The organism is Burkholderia sp. MSMB2157WGS, from assembly GCF_001532755.1.
Taxonomy (GTDB): Bacteria; Pseudomonadota; Gammaproteobacteria; order Burkholderiales; family Burkholderiaceae; genus Burkholderia.
Map to the genome: position 1 here is coordinate 152,871 of NZ_LPJG01000053.1, position 22,832 is coordinate 175,702.

At 72.4% G+C, this 22,832-nt stretch carries 12 protein-coding genes; all 12 read right to left on the minus strand.

The annotated features are described in order from the left end of the window. Positions 1-38 precede the first annotated feature (38 nt). Positions 39-2,831 carry a malto-oligosyltrehalose synthase gene (gene treY / locus WT53_RS30275; protein WP_034209234.1) on the minus strand — a complete coding sequence of 931 codons (2,793 nt, stop codon included), beginning with the start codon at positions 2,829-2,831 and terminating at the stop codon, positions 39-41. Continuing rightward, a complete protein-coding gene (malQ, locus tag WT53_RS30280; RefSeq protein WP_034209233.1) occupies positions 2,828-5,053 on the minus strand; it encodes a 4-alpha-glucanotransferase in 2,226 nt (741 codons plus the stop codon). The genes treY and malQ overlap by 4 nt, the downstream gene beginning before the upstream one ends. Then, positions 5,050-6,921, minus strand: coding sequence for a malto-oligosyltrehalose trehalohydrolase (gene treZ / locus WT53_RS30285; RefSeq protein ID WP_034209232.1), 1,872 nt, complete (start codon positions 6,919-6,921; stop codon positions 5,050-5,052). Before treZ ends, malQ begins: the two co-directional genes overlap by 4 nt. 8 nt (positions 6,922-6,929) lie before the next feature. Next, positions 6,930-9,044 (minus strand): glycogen debranching protein GlgX, encoded by a 2,115-nt coding sequence (gene glgX / locus WT53_RS30290; RefSeq protein WP_034209231.1) that lies wholly within the window; start codon positions 9,042-9,044, stop codon positions 6,930-6,932. 32 nt (positions 9,045-9,076) lie between these two features. Next, a complete protein-coding gene (gene glgB / locus WT53_RS30295; RefSeq protein ID WP_060262568.1) occupies positions 9,077-11,284 on the minus strand; it encodes a 1,4-alpha-glucan branching protein GlgB in 2,208 nt (735 codons plus the stop codon). Next, positions 11,281-14,691, minus strand: coding sequence for a maltose alpha-D-glucosyltransferase (gene treS / locus WT53_RS30300; protein WP_060262674.1), 3,411 nt, complete (start codon positions 14,689-14,691; stop codon positions 11,281-11,283). The genes glgB and treS overlap by 4 nt, the downstream gene beginning before the upstream one ends. Next, positions 14,691-18,083, minus strand: a complete 3,393-nt coding sequence (locus WT53_RS30305; protein WP_060262570.1) for a maltotransferase domain-containing protein — start codon at positions 18,081-18,083, stop codon at positions 14,691-14,693. The genes treS and WT53_RS30305 overlap by 1 nt, the downstream gene beginning before the upstream one ends. Positions 18,084-18,233: 150 nt before the next feature. Continuing rightward, positions 18,234-18,737: a phage protein NinX family protein gene (locus tag WT53_RS30310; protein WP_060262573.1), complete on the minus strand. Its 504-nt coding sequence runs from the start codon at positions 18,735-18,737 to the stop codon at positions 18,234-18,236. Positions 18,738-18,765: 28 nt separating this feature from the next. Further along, entirely contained in the window at positions 18,766-19,557 is a 792-nt protein-coding gene (locus tag WT53_RS30315; protein WP_034209226.1) for an endonuclease/exonuclease/phosphatase family protein, read from the minus strand. Next, a complete protein-coding gene (locus WT53_RS30320; protein ID WP_060262575.1) occupies positions 19,548-21,746 on the minus strand; it encodes a VTT domain-containing protein in 2,199 nt (732 codons plus the stop codon). The genes WT53_RS30315 and WT53_RS30320 overlap by 10 nt, the downstream gene beginning before the upstream one ends. Then, on the minus strand, positions 21,743-22,081 hold the full coding sequence (locus tag WT53_RS30325; RefSeq protein WP_034209224.1) for a hypothetical protein: 339 nt from the start codon (positions 22,079-22,081) through the stop codon (positions 21,743-21,745). Before WT53_RS30325 ends, WT53_RS30320 begins: the two co-directional genes overlap by 4 nt. Beyond that, entirely contained in the window at positions 22,078-22,773 is a 696-nt protein-coding gene (locus tag WT53_RS30330) for an MgtC/SapB family protein (RefSeq protein WP_034209491.1), read from the minus strand. Before WT53_RS30330 ends, WT53_RS30325 begins: the two co-directional genes overlap by 4 nt. Positions 22,774-22,832: the final 59 nt, after the last annotated feature.

Sequence of the window (22,832 nt, forward strand, 5' to 3'; positions counted from 1 at the left end):
CTCCGTTTGGTAGGTGCCGACGATCCGACAGGATCGAGCTACCGGGCGCGTGCGTCGCGAAGACGATCCTGATTGGCCGATGCCGCGACGAGCACCGCCACCGGCAACTCGCCCAAACAGCGACCGAGCGCCAGCACGCCATCCGGCACGTCGAGCGCGTCCCGCGCATTCAGCCAGTCGACCCACGGCCCTTCCACCCCGCGCGGCAGCACGACCGCCGTATCGCCCCATTCGCGAGGCGCCACACGCGGCAACCCCGGCGCTTCGCCCAGCAACCGGCACGCGAGCCGCGTCGCGACCACCACCACGGTGGCCGCGTCGTCGCATCGCGCGAAGGCCACCGCATGCCGCCCGAGGGGGCCGCGCACGCGCAGCGGAACGTATGCGCCGTCCGCGAACGTCGTCGGCCACCGCGCCCGCAGCGCCAGCATCCGCTCGATCAGCGCGCGCTTCACGCGCGCATCGGCCCACGTCGGCAGATACGACGCGACCGGGCCGTCGACCGGCTGCGCCGCCAGCGTCGCGAACGGCACGTCGCGCCGGTTGTCCGGATCGACGAGCGAGTGATCCCATGACTCGGTGCCTTGATACAGATCGGGCACGCCCGGCGACGCGATCCGCAGCGCGGTTTGCGTCAGGCTGTTGACGATGCCGGCCGGCGCGATCCGCGCGACGAACGCGTGCAGCCGATGCGGAAAATCGCCCGCGCTGCGCGGCGTCAGGATCGCGCGAACGAACGCTTCGCAGCCGTGCTCGTAATCCGGCTCGGGCGCGAGCCAGTCGGTGTATTGCTTCGCTTCGCGCAGCGCCTTCGTCTGCCATTGCACGACGCGCGTCGCGAGCGCGGCGAGCCCGGTCGCATCGTCGGGTGCGAGCGCCGGCGGCCAGCAGCCGACCAGCGTCTGGTACAGCATCGCCTCGGCGGCCGGCCCGGGCGTCCACGCGAGGTCGCGGTGCGCGCCGCCGCGATGCGGCAGGTTCAGCGCCGACCAGTCGAGCGACACCGCGCGCCACGCATCGGGCGCTTCGCTCAGCACCGCGAGCCGCGCACGCGCGTCCTCGCCGCGCTTGTGGTCGTGCGTGGCCGTCGCGACGAGCCCGTGCGGCACGGTGCGCGCGCGGCGCCGGTTGCGCGCATGGAAGGCGCCGCGCGACAGGCTGAAGTCGCCGGCGTCGGCGCCGACCTCGTTGCGCGACAGCAGCCGGCCATAGCGATAGTTGGCCGTATCCTCCACGCCCTTCGCGGCCAGCGGCGCGGTGAGCTGCGCGAACGCGACACGCGCCGCGGCCAGCGCGTCGGGGTTCGCACGCGGCACGCGCACGACCGGCAGGCCGAGCCACGCGGCGACGCGCTCGAGCGCGAACCGGTCGGCCGGATCGACCGCCGCGTACGCACCGTCGTACGCATGCGCGAGCACGCGCCGGTCGGCCTCGGCGAGTTCGTCGCCCGGCGCCGGATACATCCGGTACACGGGCAGCCGCACCGCGAGTTCGCCGAGCACGCGCTGGATCGCGATTCGACTGACGTCGCGCGTCGCCGGCGATGCGCGCGCGATCCCGTGCAGCAAACGCGCGACCCGCGCATGCTCGACGGCGAGCTGGCGCATCAGCACGCGCCGCTTGCCGTCGAGGGCTTGCTGCGCGAACGTGCGCGCGCAACCCGATACGGCCGCCCAGTGCGCGGCCAGCGGTTCGGCGCCCGCCGGGTCGTGCAGCAGCGCGCCGACGTCGTTCATGAAGTCGTAGCCGGTGGTGCCGTCGACGGCCCAGTCGGTGCGCAGCGCCTCGCCGGGCGCGAGGATCTTCTCGACGACGACGTAGGGCCGCGCGTCGCGCTGCGCGGCGAGCCGCGCGTGCAGCCGGCGGCAATACGCGCGGGGATCGGCGAGGCCGTCGACGTGATCGACGCGCACGCCGTCGACGAGCCCGGCCGCATGGAGGCGCAGCGGTAGCGCATGCACGGCGTCGAACACCGCATCGTCGTCGACCCGCACGGCCGCGAGCGTCGCGATGTCGAAGAAGCGCCGCCAGTTCAGCTCGTCGGCGGCCGTGCGCCACCACGCGAGCCGGTAGTGCTGACGTTCGAGCAGCCGGTGCAGGCACGCGCGTGAGCGCGCGCGGCGCGGGTCGGCGCCGCGCAAGATCGCGTCGAACGCGTGCGGGCCGTGCGCGCGCCCATGGTCGCGCAGCGCCGCATGGGCGGCGGCGAGCCGCGCGCTGTCGCGTGCCGGCGCGGCGTCGAAGCGCTCGGCGAGCGCGTTCAGGTCCGCGCGGTTCGCGATGCGCAGGATCTCCGCGTAGGTGGCGACGGCGACCGGCAGCCGCCGCCCCGGGCACGCGATGGTGAAGCGGCCCGCGGCCGGATCGACACGCAGCGTGATGTCGCCGGCCGCGAGCGCGTCGCCGTACGGCGCGCCGAGGCACGGCAGCAGCACCTTGCCGTCGAGCGCCGGGTCGGGCGGATGCCAGTCGATGTCGAAGGTGCGCGCGTACGGGCTCGCCGGTCCCCATTCGAGCACGTCGTTCCACCAGCCGTTCGACGAGCCGCCGACGCCCATGTGGTTCGGCACGATGTCGACGATGACGCCGAGGCCGCGCGCGCGCAGCGCGCCGACGAGCCGCATGAAGCCGGCTTCGCCGCCGAGTTCCGCGCCGAGCGCGCCGTAGTCGACGGTGTCGTAGCCGTGCAGCGAGCCGGGTTCGGCCGTCGACACCGGCGACAGGTACAGGTGGCTGACGCCGAGCCGCGCGAAGTAGTCGACGTGCGCGGCCGCGTCGTCGAACGTGAAGCCCGCATGCAGTTGCAGTCGCAGCGTCGCGCGCGGGATCATGGGCCGTGCCTCGGCGCGCGGCGCGCGTGCACGATCGCGGCGATGCGCGTGCGTACGTCGGCGTCGAACAGCGCGTCGATCGTGCGCGGCAGCCGCTGCCGCCAGTTCGGATGGCCGCACGGCGGCCCCGGTAGATTCGGCTGCGCGTCGAGCGCGAGCAGATCCTCGAGCGGCAGCAGCGCGAGCGGCGACGGGCCGCTCGCGACGTATCCGAGGATCGCGGTCACCGGCGGCATGTCGGCCGGCGGCATCGCGGCGCCGGCCGGCACGCACCCGGCCTCCTGCAGCGCGCGCCACAGCGCCGTGCGCTCGCCGGCACGTTCCGCGTGCGCGGCGAGCAGCTCGGCAGGCGGCGCCGGCGGAGGCGTCGGGTTGCCGGGTTCGGGGCGCGGCACGGTGTCGTGCCCGAACGCCATGCTCTGCACGATCTCGTCCGAATCGTGCGCGCTCGCATCGTCCGGCGCCGGGGCGGCGACGTCGCGCGGCGGCGTGGCGTCGCGTCGTTTCGCGGCGTCGGCCTCGGCTGCAATACGCCGCCATCCGAGATCGACGCCGCGCCACCAGCCGGCCACGGTCGGCAAATCGTGCGTCGAGGTCGTCGCGATCGCATCGCGATCCCACGCGGACGGCAACCGGAACGCGCCATTCGCGTCGCGTTCGAACCACAGCACGCGCATGCCCGCGACACCTTGCGCGCCGAGCCGTTCGCGCAATCCGGCCGGCACGGTGCCGAGATCCTCGCCGATCGCGATCGCGCGATGGCGGGCCGCCTCGAGCGCGACAAGCCGCACCAGATCGTCGAGCGGATAGCGCAGGTACGCGCCGCTGCGCGGCGAGCCGCCGTCCGGCACGATCCACATCCGCGCGAAGCCGAGCACGTGATCGATGCGGATGCCGCCCGCGTGCGCGAACGCGGCGCGCAGCAGCTCGATGAACGGCACGAAGCCGTCCGCGCGCAGCGCCTCGGGCGACCACGTCGTCACGCCCCACGCCTGGCCGGCCGCGTTGAACAGGTCGGGCGGCGCGCCGAGCGACACGCCGCGCAGCAGCGTCGTGCCGTGCGCCCACGCGTCGCTCCCGGCGCGATCCGAGCCCACCGCGAGATCGGCGATCAGCCCGGTCGCCATGCCCGCGCCGCGCGCCGCGTGCTGCGCGTCGCCGAGCGCGCGCGACGCGCACCATTGCAGGAACGTGTGGAACGCGATCGTGTCGGCATGCGCGTGCGCGAACGCGTCGACTTCCGCCGATCCCGGCATGCGCCACGGCGCGGGCCACTGCCGCCAGTCCGCGCCGATGCCGTGCTCGATGCAGAACGCCTGCAGCGCATCGAAGCGCGCATGCGCGTCGAGCGCCGCGCCACCCGCCGCGCGAAAACGCTGGTAGGTGTCGCGCGACGGGTCGTCGCTGGCGCGCCACGCATCGAAGCACGCACGCAGGCGGCGCAGCTTCATCGGCAGCACGCGGGGCCAGTCGATCAGCGCGGTGTCGGCCGTGGCCGCGGATGCGCGAGACGCGGCCTCGGCGCCCGGCACCGCGTCGCAGTCGAGATACGCGACGTTGTGCCAGCGTCGCGACGACGGCGAATACGGGCTGTCGTGCGCGGGGAGCGCCGGATAGCCGGCGTGCGTCGGGCTGATCGCCACCGCCTGCGCGCCGTGGCGCGCCGCCTGCGCGGCCAGCCGCGCGAGCGCCGTGTAGTCGCCCGCGCCGTCGTCGCCGGCGCGGCGCAGGCTGTAGAGCTGCGCCGCGATACCCCAGCGTCTCGCGTCGGGCCGGCGTGCGAACCCGTCGAACGGCTGCGCACGCGGCGGGGCGATCGCCAGCCCGATGCGCTGCTCGCCGACGTCGAGCGCGTGATAGCCGGGCATCGCGAGCGGCGGCAGCGTGCCGTGTTCGCCTGCGTCGCCCACGCGCCCGTCCACGTGCCCGCCGGTTTCGAGCGAGATCCGGAAGCGCGCGCCCGGCGACGCGACGGTTGCGGGCAGCGTCAGCGGCAGGCCGGCGTCGCCGGTCACGACGCGCGGCGGCGACGCGTTCGCGTCGGCGAGCGCCGCCGCGCTGTCGACCCGCTGGATCGCGGTGCCGCACGGCCAGCCGAGCGCGTCGACGAGCGCGACGAGCGCGTCGTCGTCCACGCGCCGCGCGACGCCGCCCGCGTCGGTCCAGTCGGGCTCCAGCCCGGCCGCACGGGCGAGCGCCGCGATCGGGACGTCGGTCGTCATGATGGGCTCCGTCCGTTCGCGCGATGCTGCCGCGCATCCTGGTTGACCGCGCCGTCGCGCCACGCGATGCACGCGCGCGGCGGCAAGTGCCGGCCCGGCAGCCGGTCGCGTGCGCGCGGCGGCGTCTCGAACACGATCTTGCCGACCGGCAGCGCGGGCAGCGCCGCGTCGTGCGAGCCGAGATTCAGCGCGATCGTCAGCGTGCTGCCGTCGCCGAGGCGCCAGCGCGCGACGAGCGCCTGCGGATCGCCGTCGCCCGCGAGCAGGTCGACGCCGAGCGACTGCGCACCGGGCAGGTGCGGTGTCACGAGCGCCGCGCGCACCGCCAGCGCACTGCGGTAGAACCGCCGCCACGCGGCCGCGTCGGGCCACGACTCGTCGGGCGGATGGTGCGACGACGAACGCACGAACGTGGCGATGTCGTTCGGGTCGGGAATCGCGTCGCGATGCGCGGCGTCCGCGAACGCGGGAAACGCGGCGAATTCGCGGCGCCGGCCGTCGCGCACCGCGTCGGCGAGCGCGCCGCGATAGTCGGTGAAGAACTGGAACGGCTGCGTGCTGCCGTCTTCCTCGCCCATGAACAGCAGCGGAATCGACGGCGCGAGCAGCATCAGCGCGGTCGCCGCGCGCACCGCGTCGTCGTTCGCGAGCGCACGCAGCCGTTCGCCGAACGCACGATTGCCGATCTGGTCGTGGTTCTGCAGGAACGCGACGAACGCGGTCGGCGGCAAATGCGCGCTCGGCTCGCCGCGTGCGGCGCCGTCGTGCAGCGGCGACGGCTCGCCCTGGTACGCGAAGCCCTCGCCGAGCGTGCGCGCGAAATGGCGCAGCGGCGCGTCGGCGTACGCGCGGTAGTAGCCGTCGCGCTCGCCGGTCAGCAGCACGTGCGCGCTGTTGTGGAAGTCGTCGTTCCATTGCGCGTCGAAGCCGCCGGGGCCGAGCAGGCTCGCGGTATTGCGCTCGTTCTCCAGCACGAGATGCACGTGGCGCGCATCGCCCGCGTACGCGCGCACGCGGCGCGCGAGTTCGCGCAGCCACGCGTCGTCGTCGATCGCGTGCGCGGCGTCGATGCGCAACCCGTCGAAACGGTATTCGTCGAGCCAGTACAGCGCGTTGTCGATGAAGAACGCGCTCGTCTGCGGGCGGGAGAAGTCGATCGCCGGCCCCCACGCGGTCTGCCGGTCCGCGCGGAAGAACTCGGGCGCGTAGCGCGGCAGCAGGTTGCCTTCGGGGCCGAAGTGGTTGTACACGACGTCGAGGAACACCTGCAGCCCGAGCCCGTGCGCGGTGTCGACCAGCGATTTCAGCTCTTCGGGCCGCCCGTACGACGCATCGGGCGCGAACGGCAGCACGCCGTCGTAGCCCCAGTTGCGCGCGCCGGGAAACGCATTGACGGGCATCAGCTCGATCGCACTCACGCCGAGTTCGGCGATCGACGGCAGCCGCCGCTCGACGGCCGCGTAGCCGCCGCATGCGCCGACGTGCAGCTCGTACAGCACCGTCTCGTGCCACGGGCGGCCGCGCCAGCCGTCGTGACGCCAGCGGTACGCGGCCGGATCGACGACCTGGCTCGGGCCCAGCACGTCGTAAGGCTGGAAGCGCGATGCGGGGTCGGCCACCGCGAGCGCGTCGTCGAGCAGGTAGCGATACAGCGTGCCGGGGCCGCACGGCGCGACCGTCTCGAACCAGCCGTCGCCGGCCGGCGTCATCGGAATCGCGCGGCCGCCTTCGTCCTGCAGTTCGACGGCGGCCGTGCGGCTCGCGGGCGCCCACAGCCGGAAGCGCGTGCGCTCGGCATCGACGCAGGTCGCGCCGAACGACGATTCGAATGCATGCGTGCGGGTGGGGCGCGCGGAACGGGTGGTCATGGCGGTCCTCAGGAAGGGTGATCGGGCGGCACGGCCGCGACCGCGATCACGGCCGCGTGCGCGGCGACGTCGAGCCCGGCTTCCGGCCACGAACGCGGGCCGGCGTCGGGTGTGGCGGTATCGAGCAGGATGCGGTACTCGAGCACGGGCGCGGGCGGCATGAACGTGATGGTCGCGGCCGACGCGTTCAGCATCACGAGCAACGCCTCGGTGCGGCCGGTGCGGCCGGTGCCGACGCGCCGCATCGTCAGCGCGCGGCCTTCGCCGTCTTCCCAGGCGGGCACGGTGAGCGCGTCGCCGCGTTCGTCGAACCAGTCGATCTCGCGCATGCCCGGCGCGCCGTCGCGGTCGCCCGACGGATAGCGCGGCGCCGACATCACCGGGTACATGCGCCGCAGCGCGGCGAGCCGCGACACGAAGCGCGTCATCTGCACGCCTTCTTCGCTCTGCGCCAGGTCCCAGTCGAGCCACGACAGTTCGTTGTCCTGGCAATACGCGTTGTTGTTGCCGTGCTGCGTGCGGCAGAACTCGTCGCCGGCGACCAGCATCGGCGTGCCGAGCGCGGTAAACAGCGTCGCGAGCATCGAGCGGGCGACGCGTGCGCGCACGTCGCGGATCGCCGCGTCGTCGGTCGGCCCTTCGGCGCCCCAGTTCGCGCTGCAGTTGTCGTCGCGGCCGTCGCGGTTGTCCTCGCCGTTCGCGTCGTTGTGCTTGCCCGCATACGACACGAGGTCGGCCAGCGTGAAGCCGTCGTGCGCGGTGATGAAATTGACCGACGCCCACGTGCGGCGCCGCCCGTGGTTGAACAGGTCGGCCGAGCCCGACAGGCGCGCGGCCAGTTCCGGGCGCTGTCCGGCGTCGCCGCGCCAGAAACGCCGCACGGTGTCGCGAAACCGGTCGTTCCATTCGGCGAAACCGGGCGGATGGCGGCCGAGCTGATAGCCGCCGGGGCCGAGATCCCACGGCTCGGTGATCAGCTTGCGCTGCGCGAGCACCGGGTCCTGCCGCAATGCGTCGAAAAACCCCGCGCCCGGCTCGAAGCCGTGATCCTCGCGGCCGAGCGTCACGCCGAGATCGAAGCGGAAGCCGTCGATGTTGAACGCGGTCGCCCAGTAGCGCAGCGAGTCCATCACCATCTGCACGACGCGCGGATGCGACAGGTTCAGCGTGTTGCCGCAGCCGGTTTCGTCGACGTGGTAACGCGGATCGTCGGGCCGCAGCCGGTAGTAGCTCGCGTTGTCGAGGCCGCGCCACGACAGCGTCGGGCCGAGCTGATTGCCTTCGCACGTGTGGTTGTAGACGACGTCGAGCACCACTTCGATGCCGGCCGCATGCAGCTGGCGGATCGCGATGCGCATTTCGTCGAGCCGCCGGGTCGTGAGATACGCGGGCTCCGGCGCGAAGAACGCGGCCGTGTCGTAGCCCCAGTAGTTGCGCATCCCGCGATGCACGAGCGCGCGCTGCTGCAGGAACGCATGGACCGGCAGCAACTCGACCGTCGTCACACCGATCGACAGCAGATGATCGACGAACGCCGGATGCGCGAGCGACGCGAACGTGCCGCGCTCCGGCGGTCGCAGCCCCGCGCGGCGCATCGACGCGCCGCGCACGTGGGTCTCGTAGATCACGGTGCTGCGCCACGGCACGTTCGGGCGGCGATCGGTGCTCCAGTCGAACGCCTCGTCGACGACCACGGCCTTCGGCATCGCGGGCGCCGAATCGCGGCGGTCGATCGACAGGTCCGCCCGGTTCGAATGCACGCGATAGCCGAACAACGCGTCCGACCAGCGGAACTGGCCGACCAGCTTGCGCGCGTACGGATCGAGCAGCAGCTTGGTCGGATTGAAGCGGTGGCCGTGTTGCGGCTGGTACGGGCCGTCCGCGCGAAAGCCGTACACGGTGCCCGGATGCGCGTTGGGCAGGTAGCCATGCCACACCTCGTCGGTGCATTCGGGCAGGTCGAGGCGCGCGAGCTCCTTGCGGCCGGTCGGATCGAACACGCACAGCTGGATGCGCTGCGCATGCGCGGAAAATACCGCGAAGTTGGTCCCGAGGCCGTCCCACGTGGCGCCGAGCGGGTAGCAGCGGCCGGGTTCGAGACGGGCGGGCAGGGCGGTCGGCATGGGGCGGATCTCCGTGTCGAGGGCGCGGTAAATCAAGCAGGTGTCAGCCACAGCGTGGCGAGCGGCGGCAGTCGCAAGGTCGCCGACCACGCCTCGCCATGGGCGGGCACGGCTTCGGCCCACACGGCGCCGTCGTTGCCGGCGTTGGTGCCGCCGTACGACGCGGCATCGGTGTTCATCAGTTCGCGCCAGTGACCCGGCGCGGGCAGCCCGAGGCGGTATCCGGCGCGCGGCACGGGCGTGAAGTTGCAGACGGCGACGACCAGGTGTCCCGCGTCGTCGCGGCGCGCGAACGCGAACACGCTGTTGTCGCGATCGTCGCCGATCAGCCAGGAGAACCCGGCCGCATGGCAGTCGAGCGCATGCAGCGCCGGTTCGGCCGCGTACGCGCGGTTGAGGTCCCGCACGAGCCGCTGCACGCCGCGATGCGCGGGCGCGTCGAGCAAGTCCCAGTGCGGCGACGCATCGTGCGCGAACTCGGCCCATTGCGCGAATTCGCTGCCCATGAACAGCAGCTTCTTGCCGGGATGCGCCCACATGAAACCGAAATACGCGCGCAGCGTCGCGAGCCGCTGCCACGCGTCGCCGGGCATCTTCGCGACGAGCGAGCCCTTGCCGTGCACGACCTCGTCGTGCGACAGCGGCAGCACGAAGCGCTCGGAGAACGCGTACACGAGCCCGAACGTCATGCGGTCGTGGTGATAGCGGCGGTGGATCGGGTCTTCATGCAGATACGCGAGCGTGTCGTGCATCCAGCCCATGTTCCACTTGAAGTCGAAGCCGAGCCCGCCGTCGCCGGTCGGCGCGGTGACGCCCGGCCACGCGGTCGATTCTTCCGCGACGGTGACGACGCCGGCCGGCGCGCCCGCGCCGTGCAGCGTGTCGTTCAACCGGCGCAGGAACGCGACCGATTCGAGGTTTTCGCGGCCGCCGTATACGTTCGGCACCCATTCGCCTTCCTTGCGCGAATAGTCGCGGTACAGCATCGACGCGACCGCGTCGACGCGGATGCCGTCGACGTGATAGCGGCGCGCCCACGCGAGCGCCGACGCGACGAGGAATGCGCCGACCTCCGTGCGCCCGACGTTGAACACGCAGGTGTTCCAGTCGGGATGCATCCCCTCGCGCGGATCGGCGTGCTCGTACAGCGCGCTGCCGTCGAATTGCGCGAGCCCGTGCGCGTCGTTCGGAAAATGCGCGGGCACCCAGTCGACGAGTACGCCGATGCCGGCCGCATGCGCGCGATCGACGAACCGCGCGAAGCCGTCGACCGGTCCGAAGCGCGCGGACGGCGCGAACTGCGCGAGCGGCTGGTAGCCCCACGAGCCGCCGAACGGGTATTCGGCGATCGGCATGAACTCGACGTGCGTGAAGCCCATGCCCTTGACGTACGGAATCAGCCGCTCGGCCAGCTCGTCCCAGGTCGCGCTGCGCTCCATTTCCTCGGGGATGCGCAGCCACGACTCCGGATGGACCTCGTAGATCGACCACGGCGCGCGATAGCGATCGTGGCGCGGCCGCGCCTGCATCCAGCCGTCGTCGTGCCACGCGAACGCGTCGAGCGCCGCGACGTCGGCGACCACCGACGCCGTGCGCGGCGGCGCTTCGGTCGCGCGCGCGCACGGATCGGCCTTGTGCGGCAGCACGCGCCCGTCGGCCGCGCGCAGCTCGTACTTGTAGCGCTCGCCCGCGCCGATGCCCGGCACGAACAGCTCCCACACGCCCGACGGCCGCCGCAGCCGCATCGGATGGCGGCGCCCGTCCCAGCCGTTGAAATCGCCGACCACCGAGACGCGCTGCGCGTTCGGCGCCCAGACGGCGAAGCGCACGCCGTCGGTATCGTCGATGCGCACGGGCGTCGCGCCGAGGCACTCGAGCACGGCGGCCGGATCGCCGGCCGAGAAGCGCGCGAGCGCCGCATCGTCGAGCAGTGTGCCGAATGCGTACGCGTCGTCGGTTACCTGGTGCGCACCGGGCCAGTCGATCGCGAGCAGGTAATGGGGCCAGCCGCCGTCGTGCGCGATCGTCCCCGCGAAGCAGCCGGCGCGATCGACGCACGCGAGCGCGCCGAGCTCGGCGCCGTCCGGCGCCAGCGCGCGCACCCGTTCGGCGCCGGGTAGCAGCGCCCGCACGACGATCCGGTCGGCCTGTTCGTGCGGGCCGAGGCACGCGAACGGGTCGGGATGCCGGCCGGCGAGCAGTGCGTCGATGTCGGCGCGTTCGAACAGCGTGTCGGTCATGGGTGTTCTCCGTCGTCGGGCGGCACGCCGTCGTCGAGCAGGCGCTCGACCAGCGCCGCGAGCCCGCCGACCGGCACGCTCAGCCAGTCGGGCCGGTTCGAGGCTTCGTAGCACAGCTCGTACGACGCCTTGTCGATCAGGAACAGCGCGAGCAGGCGGTCCGCGTAGCGCGGGTCGACGAAGCGCGCGGGCGCGAGGTCGGCGGCCGCGCGATAGCATTCGACGAAGCGGTCGGCGGCGGCCTGCCCGAAGCGGTCGAACAGCGCGCGCTTGCGGCCGGCGGCTTGCGGCGGCGCTTTTTCGATCGCGAACTGCGCGGTCGCGCTCACGTACGACAGCGAGCGCAGCAGGCCGGCCACGTCGCGCAGCGGGTGCGATTTCGCGCGACGCCGCTCGAGCGGGCGCGCCGGTTCGCCTTCGAAGTCGATCAGCAGCGCGTCGCCCTGCACGTCGAGCACCTGGCCCAGATGAAAATCGCCGTGAATCCGCGTGCATTGCGCATCGAGCGTGCGCGGCACGAGCTCGCCGAGCGCCAGCACGGCCGCGTCGCGCGACGCGAGCAGCGCGTCGGCCGATGCGCGCGTGGCCGCATCGAGCGCGTCGAGCCGCGTGCGCAGCACGTCTAGCGCACGCTCGAACGACGCGATCGCGTCCACGCACCAGCCGTCGACGTGCTCGGGCGTCGCGCGTTCCGGCGCGAACGCGGGATCGTCGGACGGCTGCGCGAGCGCGACGTGCAACTGGCCGAGCCGCGTGCCGACGATGCCCGCGAACGCCGCGTAGCCGAGCAGCGCATCGGGCGCTTCGTCCGTCTCGGCGGCCTCGCCGTCGTCCGCGGCCGGCAGCGCGAGCTCGTCGATCGCGCGCCGCAGGAAATCGAACGAACGCGTCCATGCGTCGCCCTGGTTGTCGACGTAGCGCTGCAGGATCGCGACCGTGTGCGGCGAACCGTCCGGATCGACGTGCACGACTTCGCCGGCCAGCGTCGCGGTGTTCGCATAGCCGATGCGCGTCAGGTGCCGGCTCATTTCCGCTTCCGGATGAACGCCGTGCGCGACCTTGCGCACGAGCTTCAGCACGATCGCGTCGCCGATCACGAGCGAGCTGTTGCTCTGCTCGGCCGCGAGCCAGCGCACCTCCGCGTCGTCGCCCGGGTCCAGCCCGGCGAGCGCGTCTTCCGGAAGAAAGTCGAGCCGGCCGCCGTCGGCCGTCGGCACCGTCGCGCCGTCGCGCAGCTTGCGCAGCATCCCGCGCGCGAACGCCGGCAGCGCGAACGCGTCGGTCAGGTAGCCGACCGTGTGGCCGCGCCGCACGCGCGCCAGGGCCAGTTGCGTGAACAACGGATGAGACGTCTCGCCGCCCCACGCGGTCGCGAGCGGCACCACGTAGCGTTCGACGCCGCCGTCGCTCGCGGACACCCACGCCTCCGCATACTGGAACGGCTCGTCCGCCACCGGCGTGACGACGTTCAGCCACGCGTCGCCGATCGCGCGATCCTTCGACGCGAACCAGCGCCGCCGCGCGAGCCACGACGCGAGCGCGTCGTGCGCGAGCGCATGCAGTTGCGAGACGTCCGGCCGCGTATCGCCGCGCCGCATCACGAGCGTCACGTATTCGGGCAGCGGCTCCGCATGCGGCTGCCGCCACGACGGCTCGCGGCCGTGCTCGGCGAGCACGAACCACAGGAATCCGTACGGCGGGAAGGTGAGCAGATACGGGAGCTGGCCGATCGGCGGAAACGGCGAATCGGACGTCATCTCGATCGGCACGCGGCCCGCGAATTCGGACAGATCGAGTTCGACCGCCTGCGACGCGCGCGACAGGTTCGCGACGCACAGCACCGGCTCGTGACCGTCCAGCTCGCGCAGGTACGCGAGCACCTTGCGGTTCTCCGGACGCAGGAAGCGGATCGTGCCGCGCCCGAACGCCTGCGACGCGCGGCGCGTCGCGAGGATGCGGCGCGTCCAGTTCAGCAGCGAATGCGGATCGCGCGTCTGCGCCTCGACGTTGACCGCGTCGTAGCCGTACAGCGAGCCCATCACCGGCGGCAGCACGAGCAGTTCCGGGTCGGCGCGCGAGAAGCCGCCGTTGCGATCCGACGACCACTGCATCGGCGTGCGCACGCCGTCGCGGTCGCCGAGGTGGATGTTGTCGCCCATCCCGAGCTCGTCGCCGTAGTAGATGACCGGCGTGCCGGGCATCGACAGCAGCAGCGAATTGATCAGCTCGATGCGGCGCCGGTCGCGCTCCATCAGCGGGGCGAGCCGGCGCCGGATGCCGAGATTCAGCCGGGCGCGCCGGTCGCTCGCATAGGCCTGCCACAGCAGGTCGCGTTCCGAATCGGTGACCATCTCGAGCGTCAGCTCGTCGTGGTTGCGCAGGAACACGGCCCACTGGTTGCTCGGCGCGAGCGCCGGCGTCTGCCGCATGATGTCGAGGATCGGGAAGCGATCCTCGCTCGCGATCGACATGTAGATGCGCGGCATCAGCGGGAAGTGGAACGCCATGTGGCATTCGTCCTCGTTGCCGAAGTATTCCTGCACGTCCTCCGGCCACTGGTTCGCCTCGGCGAGCAGCATCCGGTTCGGATATTCGGCGTCGATCGTCGCGCGGATCCGCTTCAGGATCGCATGCGTCTCCGGCAGGTTCTCGTTGTTCGTGCCTTCGCGCTCGACCAGATACGGCACCGCATCGAGCCGCAGCCCGTCGATGCCGAGGTCGAGCCAGAAGCGCATCACCTGGATCACTTCGCGCACGACGGCCGGGTTGTCGAAGTTCAGGTCCGGCTGGTGCGAATAGAAGCGGTGCCAGTAGTACTGGCCGGCCACCGGGTCGTGGGTCCAGTTCGACGTTTCGGTATCCAGAAAGATGATCCGCGTGCCCGCGTATTTCGTGTCGGTGTCGGACCACACGTAATAGTCGCGATGCGTGGAGCCCGGCTTCGCGCGGCGCGCGCGCTGGAACCACGGGTGCTGGTCCGACGTGTGGTTGATCACGAGCTCGGCGATCACGCGGATGCCGCGCGCATGCGCTTCGCGGATGAAACGCCGCACGTCGGCCAGCGTGCCGTAGTCGGGATGCACGTCGCGGTAGTCGGCGATGTCGTAGCCGTCGTCGCGGCGCGGCGACGGATAGAACGGCAGCAGCCAGATCGTGTCGACGCCGAGTTCGGCGATGTAGTCGAGCTTCGCGATCAGGCCGGGGAAATCGCCGATGCCGTCGTTGTTCGAGTCGTAGAACGACTTCACGTGCACCTGGTAGATGATCGCGTCCTTGTACCACAGCGGATCGTCCGCACAGAGCGCGGTTTCGCGGCGGCGCGCGCGGCGCCGGCGCGGCGTGCCGGCCGGCGCGAGCGACGGGAACTGCGCGCGCCGTACGTCGTCGAGGGAATCTTCGCGTTTCATCATCCGTGGGCTCCCGAGGAGGGTCGGGCGTCGTCCGCTGCGGGCGCCGCTGCCCGCGCGGCGCCCGGAGACGGCGCGAGCCGCCAGATTGCGTAGGGCCGCACGTGCGGATCGAGCGACACGTACTGGCGATGACCGCGCCAGGTTTCCGCGTGCGCGGCGTCCTGTTCGAGCGCATCGAGCGGTTCGCCGTCGGCCAGCCCGAGGCCGCGCCACAGCGCCGCATCGAGCGTGAAGTTCGCGGCCTGCGGATGCCACGGGTCGAGGCTGATCGCGACGGCCACCACGCTGTCGAACGCGGGCGTCGCCTTCGTGAAGACGAGCACCGAATCGTTGTCGGCCTCGACGAACGCGAGCCCGAGATGCGTCTGCAGCGCCGGATGATCGCGCCGCGCGCGGTTCAGCCGCGCGATTTCCGTGCCGATGTGCGCGGCCTTGCTCCAGTCGCGCGCGCGCAGCTCGTATTTCTCGGCATCCGCGTATTCCTCGCTGTCCGGCAGCGGCGCCGATTCGCCGAGCTCGAAGCCCGAGTACAGGCCCCACGAGCCGGCCAGCGTCGCCGCGAGCGCCGCGCGGATCACGAACTGCGAGCGCGGCGCGTTCTGCAGGTGGCGCGGGTTGATGTCGGGCGTGTTGACGAAGAAGTTCGGCCGGAAGAATTCGCGCGCGGGGCCGGCCGTCAGCTCGGTCAGATAGTCGATGAAGTCGCGCTTCGACTCGCGCCACGTGAAGTACGTGTACGACTGCGAGAAGCCGACCTTGGCGAGCCGGTACATCATCCCCGGCCGCGTAAACGCCTCGGACAGGAACACGACGTCCGGATGCCGGCCGCGCACGTCGGCGATCATCCACGCCCAGAACGGCAGCGGCTTCGTGTGCGGATTGTCGACGCGGAAGATCCGCACGCCCGCGTCGACCCAGAACAGCACCGCGTCGCGCAGCGCGAGCCACAGGTCGGGCAGCGCGTCCGGCGCGTAGAAATCGGGGTTCACGATGTCCTGGTAGCGCTTCGGCGGATTCTCCGCGAACCGCAGCGAGCCGTCGGGCCGCCATGCGAACCAGCCCGGATGCGCGGCGAGCCACGGATGGTCGGGCGAGCACTGGATCGCGAAATCGAGCGCGATCTCGAGCCCGTGCCCGCGCGCGGCGTCGACCAGCGCGCGGAACGATTCGAGCGTGCCGAGTTGCGGATGCACGGCCGTGTGCCCGCCGTCGGGGGAGCCGATCGCGTACGGGCTGCCGACGTCGTCGGGGCCGGCGGTGAGGCTGTTGTTGCGGCCCTTGCGGGCGGACGTGCCGATCGGGTGGATCGGCGGGAAATACAGCACGTCGAAACCCATGTCGCGGATGCGCGGCAGATGGGCGATCACGTCGTCGAACGTGCCGTGCCGGTGCGGGTCGTCGCTCGCCGAGCGCGGAAACATTTCGTACCAGCTCGAGAAGCGAGCCTTGCGGCGCTCGACGTCGACCGGGTAGGTCGTCGCGTCGTGCGTGACGAACGGGCGGTAGCGCAGCGCCGCGAACGCGTCGGCGAGCGCGGGCGCGCCGATCAGCGCGAGGCGGTCGTCGGGCGACGCGTCCTTGAGCTCGGCGGCGAGCCGTTCCATCTGCGCGACCGCGCGCGGATCGGCCGGCTCGGCGAGCTTCAGCGCGGTCGCGAGCAGCAGTTGCGCTTCGCGCACCTCCAGCGTCACGTCCTGGCCGGCCGCCCGCTTCTTCGCGATGTCGGTGACCAGCGACGCCCAGTCGTCGCGCCACGCGAGCACGCGAAATTCATGGCGACCGAGCCGGTCGAGCATGACGCGCGCATGCCAACGGTCGTTCGGCTCGGCTTCGAACGGGATTTCGCGCCAGGCATCGTCGTCGGCGGCGCGCCACTGGAGCACGGCCGCCAGATGCGCGTGCCCGTCCGTGAAGATCGACGCACGAACGACGAGCGGCTCGCCGATCACGCGCTTGATCGCGAAGCGGCCGTCGTCGACCGACGGCTCGACGCGCTCGATCGCGATCCGGTCGGCCGCGAGCGCCGCCGACAGCACGGTGCGCTCGCGCGCGGCGTCGGGGCGCGCGGTGACGGGCGGCGCCTGCCACGCGTGCAGCAGCGCATACGCGCCGGGCGCGAGCGTGAACGGCTCGAGCGCGGCCGGCGGATGCGTGTGCGCGCCGTCGTGCGTGGCGACGCGCGTGAAACCGCCCGGCACGCCGGGCAGGATCGTCGCCGGATCGACCGTGGCCGGAGCGTCGAGATCGGGATTCAACGCGATCAGCAACGCCGTGTCGTCGTGTTCGAGCAACGGGCCGGTGCCGCGCAGCAGCGCGGTCGCATGCGCGCCCGTCGCGCTCAGTTGCACGATCTCGCCGCGGGTCGCCACGACGGGCGTGGCGCGGCGCCACGCATTCGCATCGGCGACGGTGCCCGACAGGTCGAAACGGGCGTGCTCGAACGCGGCGCGGTAGCGTTCGGCATCCGCGTCGCGGGCCATCAGCGGCACCGTCACACCGCGCTCGAAGCCCATCGGCACGAGCCAGCCGGTGCCGACGGCGGCGGCCGTCCACAGCGCGCGGCGATACGCGCGGGCGACGGTGTCGTCGGGTGCGTCGGGCCAGTCGTCGGCGAGACGCGGGCCGTCCGGCGCATCGGGAAACGCGATCGGCGCGCCGATGCGCCGCAGCAGCCGGTGTTCGTCCGCGAACCACGGCGCGCGCAGGTCCCACCAGCGCACCGAGGAGAACACCGCGTCGAAGCCGGCGGTTTCGAGCTGCGCGAGCGCGTCGCGCGCATGGCCGGGCACGCCGGCGAGCACGGCGACGTCCGGGCGCGCACGGCGCAGCGCCGCGCGCCAGCCGGGCCACCAGTCGGCCGGCAGATGATGGGGGGCGTCGATCAGGAAGCCGGCCGCGCCCGCGTCGGCGAACGTCGCGAGATGCGCGCACCACCATGCCGAGAGCGCGTCGCGCGCCGCTGCGTCGCCGGCGTTCGCCTGCGCGATATCCAGTGCGTGCGCGGTGCCGCGCGGGTCGATCAGCGCGTCGTCGTGCGTGTGCTCGACGTACCAGTCGGGATGGTCGGCGCGCAGCGGGTTCTCGCGTGCGATGCGATCCGGCACGACTTCGAGCAGCAGGCGCAGCCCGTGGCCCTTCGCCAGTTGCGCGAGCCGCGAGAAGGTTTCGAGTGCGCTCGCGCGCGTCGCGAACGACTGCGCCGGCCGCCGGAAATCGGCCACGTGGCGCGGAAAGCCGGCGACGCTCGCGGCCCAGAACGCACCGACGAGCACGTGATCGAAGCCCATGCCGGCGATATGCGCGAAGGTGGCCGGCCACGCGTCGAGCGGCCCCACGAGGCGGGCGTCGCAGAAGTAGAGGTGCGGAGCGAACGGCGGTGTGGAGTCCATGGCGTGGCGCGGGCGAGTGGCGGCGAGCGGTAAAGCCGGTGCGTCGCAACGCGCGTGCCTGCTGCGCGACCGCCGGCCGGGCAGGCGTCGGCGGGAATGCGGATTGAAGGGGACTGTCGTTTTTACATGACCGCCGACTCGCGCCTGCACTCACATGCGCGGAATCGACCGAATATCCGAACTGTCGCCGGCCGCCGGATCGCCGGCCGCCGGGTCGTCGTCCGAAGTTGGAATCGGCACCCCCGGGTCATACCGCACCACCGCGCCATGTTCGATCCGGTGCGGGAACGGCGGCGGCTCGCCCACCTCGTCGCCGAAGCGCGCGCGCACGAACGCACGCAGCAGCGCTTCGCGGGCCGTGCGGCCGCGGGCGCCGCAGGTCGATGGGCCGTCGACGAAGGTCGCGTCGCATTCGACGGTGTCGCCGTGGCCGGCGATCCGAAGGTCGATCACGCGATCGAGCACCGCGCCCGCATCGGCCCACGACGCCGAAGGCGCGAACGGCGCGTCGAGATGCCGGAGCGCGTCGCATGCGGCCGTCACGACGACGGTGGGCGAGACGGCCGTGAAGCGCAGCGTGTCTTCGTCATCCGCGCACAACGCGCGGGCGCACCAGTAATCGAGATCCTTTCCGTCGAGGGCGTCGGTTCGCATGAGCGGGCTCCGTCGGATCGAAAAAAGCTCACCGCGCAAGCGCCGTGCCCGTCGCGGGCGTCGCGCGCATCCGCGCCACCAGCGGGTAGTGATCGGACGCGTGCCGCGCCCGCGCGCTGCGATGCACGACCACGTCCACCAGCAGCTCGCCCGGATGGATCCAGATCCGGTCCAGCGAGAACACCGGCCACACGGTCGGGAACGTGCGCGGCGCAGGCGCGCGCCGGAACCGCGTGACGAGCGCCTGCAGCGCGCGGCCGCGCACGAACCATTCGTTGATGTCGCCGAGCAGGATCACCGGCATCGCGCCCGTGTCGAACGCCGCGAGCAGCCGCTGCACCTGCGCGCTGCGCTCGCTGGCCGACAGCCCGAGATGGGTCGCGACCACGCGGATCGGGCCGGCGCTGCAATCGATGTCGGCGTCGAGCGCGCCGCGCGGCTCGCGCGGGTGGAACGACAGGTCGAGCGTGCGCGCCGCGCGGATCGGGCAGCGCGACAGCACCGCGTTGCCGTAGCGGCGCTCCGGCGTGTCGATCGTCGGGCCGGCCACCGCGTGCATGCCGGTCGCGTCGCGCAGGTGCGCGAGCACGTCCGGCGCACGCGTGCCGCCGAGCGGCACTTCCTGCAGCGCGATCACGTCCGCGTCGAGCTCGTCGATCACCGCCGCGATTCGGTCGGCCGCGCGCGCGTGCCACACGCCGTAGCCGCCGCGGATGTTGTAGGTCGCGATCCGCAAGTCGCGTCCGCCCGGCGCGGCGACGGGCGCCGCGTCGGCGGCGACGACGTGCGGCGGCGGGGCCGCGTGTGTGCTCAGCGCCATCGTCGCAGCACCCTCACGAGCAGGATCGACACGCCCACCAGCGCGAGGCCGATCGCCGCGAGCCACGCGAACGCGCCCGGTCCGGGATGGCTGAGCGCGGCAGTCAACTGGTGCGCGAACGTGACGGTCAGCACGATGCCGGGCAGCATCCCGAGCGCGGTGCCGATCAGGAAGTCGCGCAGCCCGATGTGCGACGCGCCGGCGACGAGGTTCACGACGGTGAACGGTGCGATCGGCAGCAGCCGCAGCACGGCCATCGCGACCACGCCGCGCCGGCCGATGTGCTCGCTCAGCCGGTTCGCACGCGGGCCGGCGAGCCGGCGCACCGCGTCGCGTCCGAGCCAGCGACCGAGCGCGTAGGTCGCCGCGGCGGCCGCCATCGAGCCGACCCCCGCATACGCGAAGCCCGGCCACGCGCCGAACACGAGCCCCGTCGCGGCGATCAGCAGCGTGATCGGCACCGCGCAGGCCGCCGCGACCACGTAGGCCGCGAGCAGCAGCACCGGCGCGGCCGGCAGCCGCGCGATGCCGGCCACCGCGCGGGACAGCGACGCGACGTTCAGGTACGCACCCAGCGGCGTGAAGCGCCACGCGAGCGCCAGCGCGGCGATGGCGAGCACGATCGCCCCCAGCACGAAAAAGCGCGCGGTGAGCGAGCGATGCTGCTCGTGCGGCACGAATTCGCGGACGAACCGGTCCGGCTCGATCGGCTGCTCGGGGTCGAGCCGCGCGCTGACCGGCACGAGCGCCTCGAATTGCGGCGACACGGCCGGGTCGAGCGTGCGCAGCGTGCGGCCCGGCTTCGCGCGCAGCCGGTCGAGCACGACGTTGGGCCGTTCCCCGCACGCGAACGCGTTGGCCACCGCATCGGGCGTCGTGCCGAGATGCTCGGCCAGCAGCCGCTCGCGCATGCGCGCGATCGCGCCGCGAATGCGGGCGTCGCCGGCCGCGACGAGCGCGATGCAGCATTCGGTATCGAGCAGCATCGAGCGGTTGTTCAGGTTCGCGCTGCCGATCACGATGCATTCGTCGTCGACGATCGCGACCTTGCTGTGCACGTTCACGCACGCGTCGCCGAGCCCGTCGACGTGCGGATACAGCAGCCGGTAGCGGTCGAAGCGGTCGGCCGACGCGAGCGTCGCGTGCAGCCGCGCGCGCAGCACGCCCATCGTCGCTTCCTGCAGCCAGCCGCTCTGCACGCGCGGCGCGACGACCGTCACGTCCGGCCCGTGCGCGTCGGCGAGGCGCGCGGACAACGTTTCGCGCACGACCGCCGCGGTGAAGTACTGGTTTTCGACATACAGGTGCCGCTGGGCGGCGCGGATCGCGTCCTCGACGAGCGCGCGCACCTGCCGCACCGGCTCGCGGCCGCCGTGGCGCGGCGCCGTATACGCGATGCCGAGCCGCACGTCGCGCACGTCGACGCGCGCATCGGGCGGCCACGGATCGTCGTCGTCCGCCCGGTCGAGATGGCGCTGCGCGCGGATCGCGATCGGGCGCCCGCATGCCTGCAGCCAGCGGGCCCGCGCCTGTTCGCCGATCGCGGCGGCGGCGTCGCCGTCGAACATCGCATGCACGTCGTGGAACGGCCCGTACGGCATGCCGTGCTCGTCGCGGCGGCGCGGGTCGTCGGCCGCATGCGCGGGCGTGTCCCAGCGGGCACGCGTCAGATCGAGGCCGCCGACGAAGGCAAGCCGGTCGTCGATCACGACCAGCTTCTGGTGATGCGACGCGCCGCGCGGGTGCGCATCGTCGAGCCGGAACCGGATGCCGCGATGCGCGCGCCAGCCGGCCCGATACACGGGCGGCCAGTCGCGCTCCAGCGCGTAGATCATCGCGAAGTCCCACGCGAGCACGTAGATGCGCAGGTTGTGGCGGGCGGATGCGAGCGCGTGCAGAAAGGCCGCGAGCGTGTCGGGCAACGTGTCGTCGGCGCCGCCCGGCGCGAGCCGCATCCGGCTGTCCACGTCCCAGCCGACGATGAACACCGTATGGCGTGCGCGCAGCAGCGCCGCGCGCAGCGTCGAGAAGTACGCGTCGCCGTCGACCAGCATCGCAAAGCGGTCCGCGCCGCGGATCGCGTCGCAGTTGCGCCCGCGCTCGAGCAGGCCGTGCTGCGGCGGGCCGTCCGCCGGCGCGGCGTCGAGCCGACCATCGTCGGCGCGGGCGATGCGATCCGGCACGATCATCGGGCGCCGACGTCCCGGTCGCCGTCGAGCCACTGCAACAGCGCATCGCAGCGTGCACGCAGCGCCTGCAGTTCCGGCGAATCCGCGTCGAGCCGCACGCGCTCGCCGCTGTGCGGATCGCCGTGCGCGACCGCGATCTCGTAGATCTCCTGCGCGATCGTCGCCGACGCGTGCGCGATCCTGATCCGGTCCAGCCAGTCGCATTCGGCGTGGCGGCACGCGAGCCACGCGCGTAACGCGCCGACCAGTTGGCTGGTCGTGAGCCAGGCCCCGCTGCGCATGCGCGCGGCCAGTTGGCTCGTCACGAGATAGGAGAGCAGGTCGGTCTGGGTCACGCGAAACTCCTTGACGAGGTGTCGGGTCGACAGGTCCGTACGCACGCGATGTTTTGCAGCGTCTCGCAGATCGCCGCGAATTCCGGCCCGCTCGTGCGCGAGAACGAGACGGAGATGTCGTCGGTGTCCGGATCGTCGTCCGACTGCTGGACGATGAATCGTTTCACGCGCACGCGGCCGGGGCCGAGCGCTTCGTGCAGCGTGCCGAGCGTCAGCCCGCCGCGCTCGGCCACGAGCAGCAGCGTGCGCTGCTGGCGCTGCGCGATGAAGCTGCGCTCGAGCGGCTTCACGCCCGCGAGGATCGCGAGCACGATCGCGGTTGCGCCGATCGACGCAACCACCATGCCGCCGCCCGCGGCGAGCCCGACGCCGGCCACCGCCCACAGGCTCGCGGCCGTCGTCAGCCCGCGCACCATTTCGCCGCGCAGCAGGATCGAGCCCGCGCCCAGAAAGCCGATGCCGGACACCACCTGCGCGGCGACCCGCGACGGATCGAGCACGACGCCGTTTTGCCCGCGCACGTCCTCGAAGCCGAACGTCGACACCAGCATCACCAGCGCGGCGCCCACGCACACGAGCATGTGCGTGCGCAGCCCGGCGGCCCAGTTCAGGCGCTCGCGTTCGAGCCCGATCACGCTGCCGAGCAGCGCGGCCAGCAGCAGGCGTCCGAGTAATTCGAGGTGGCCGATCATGATGTGCATTCCTTCCGGCCCTGCGCGAGGCGGGCCCGTTGCGCTTCGACGCGGAAAAG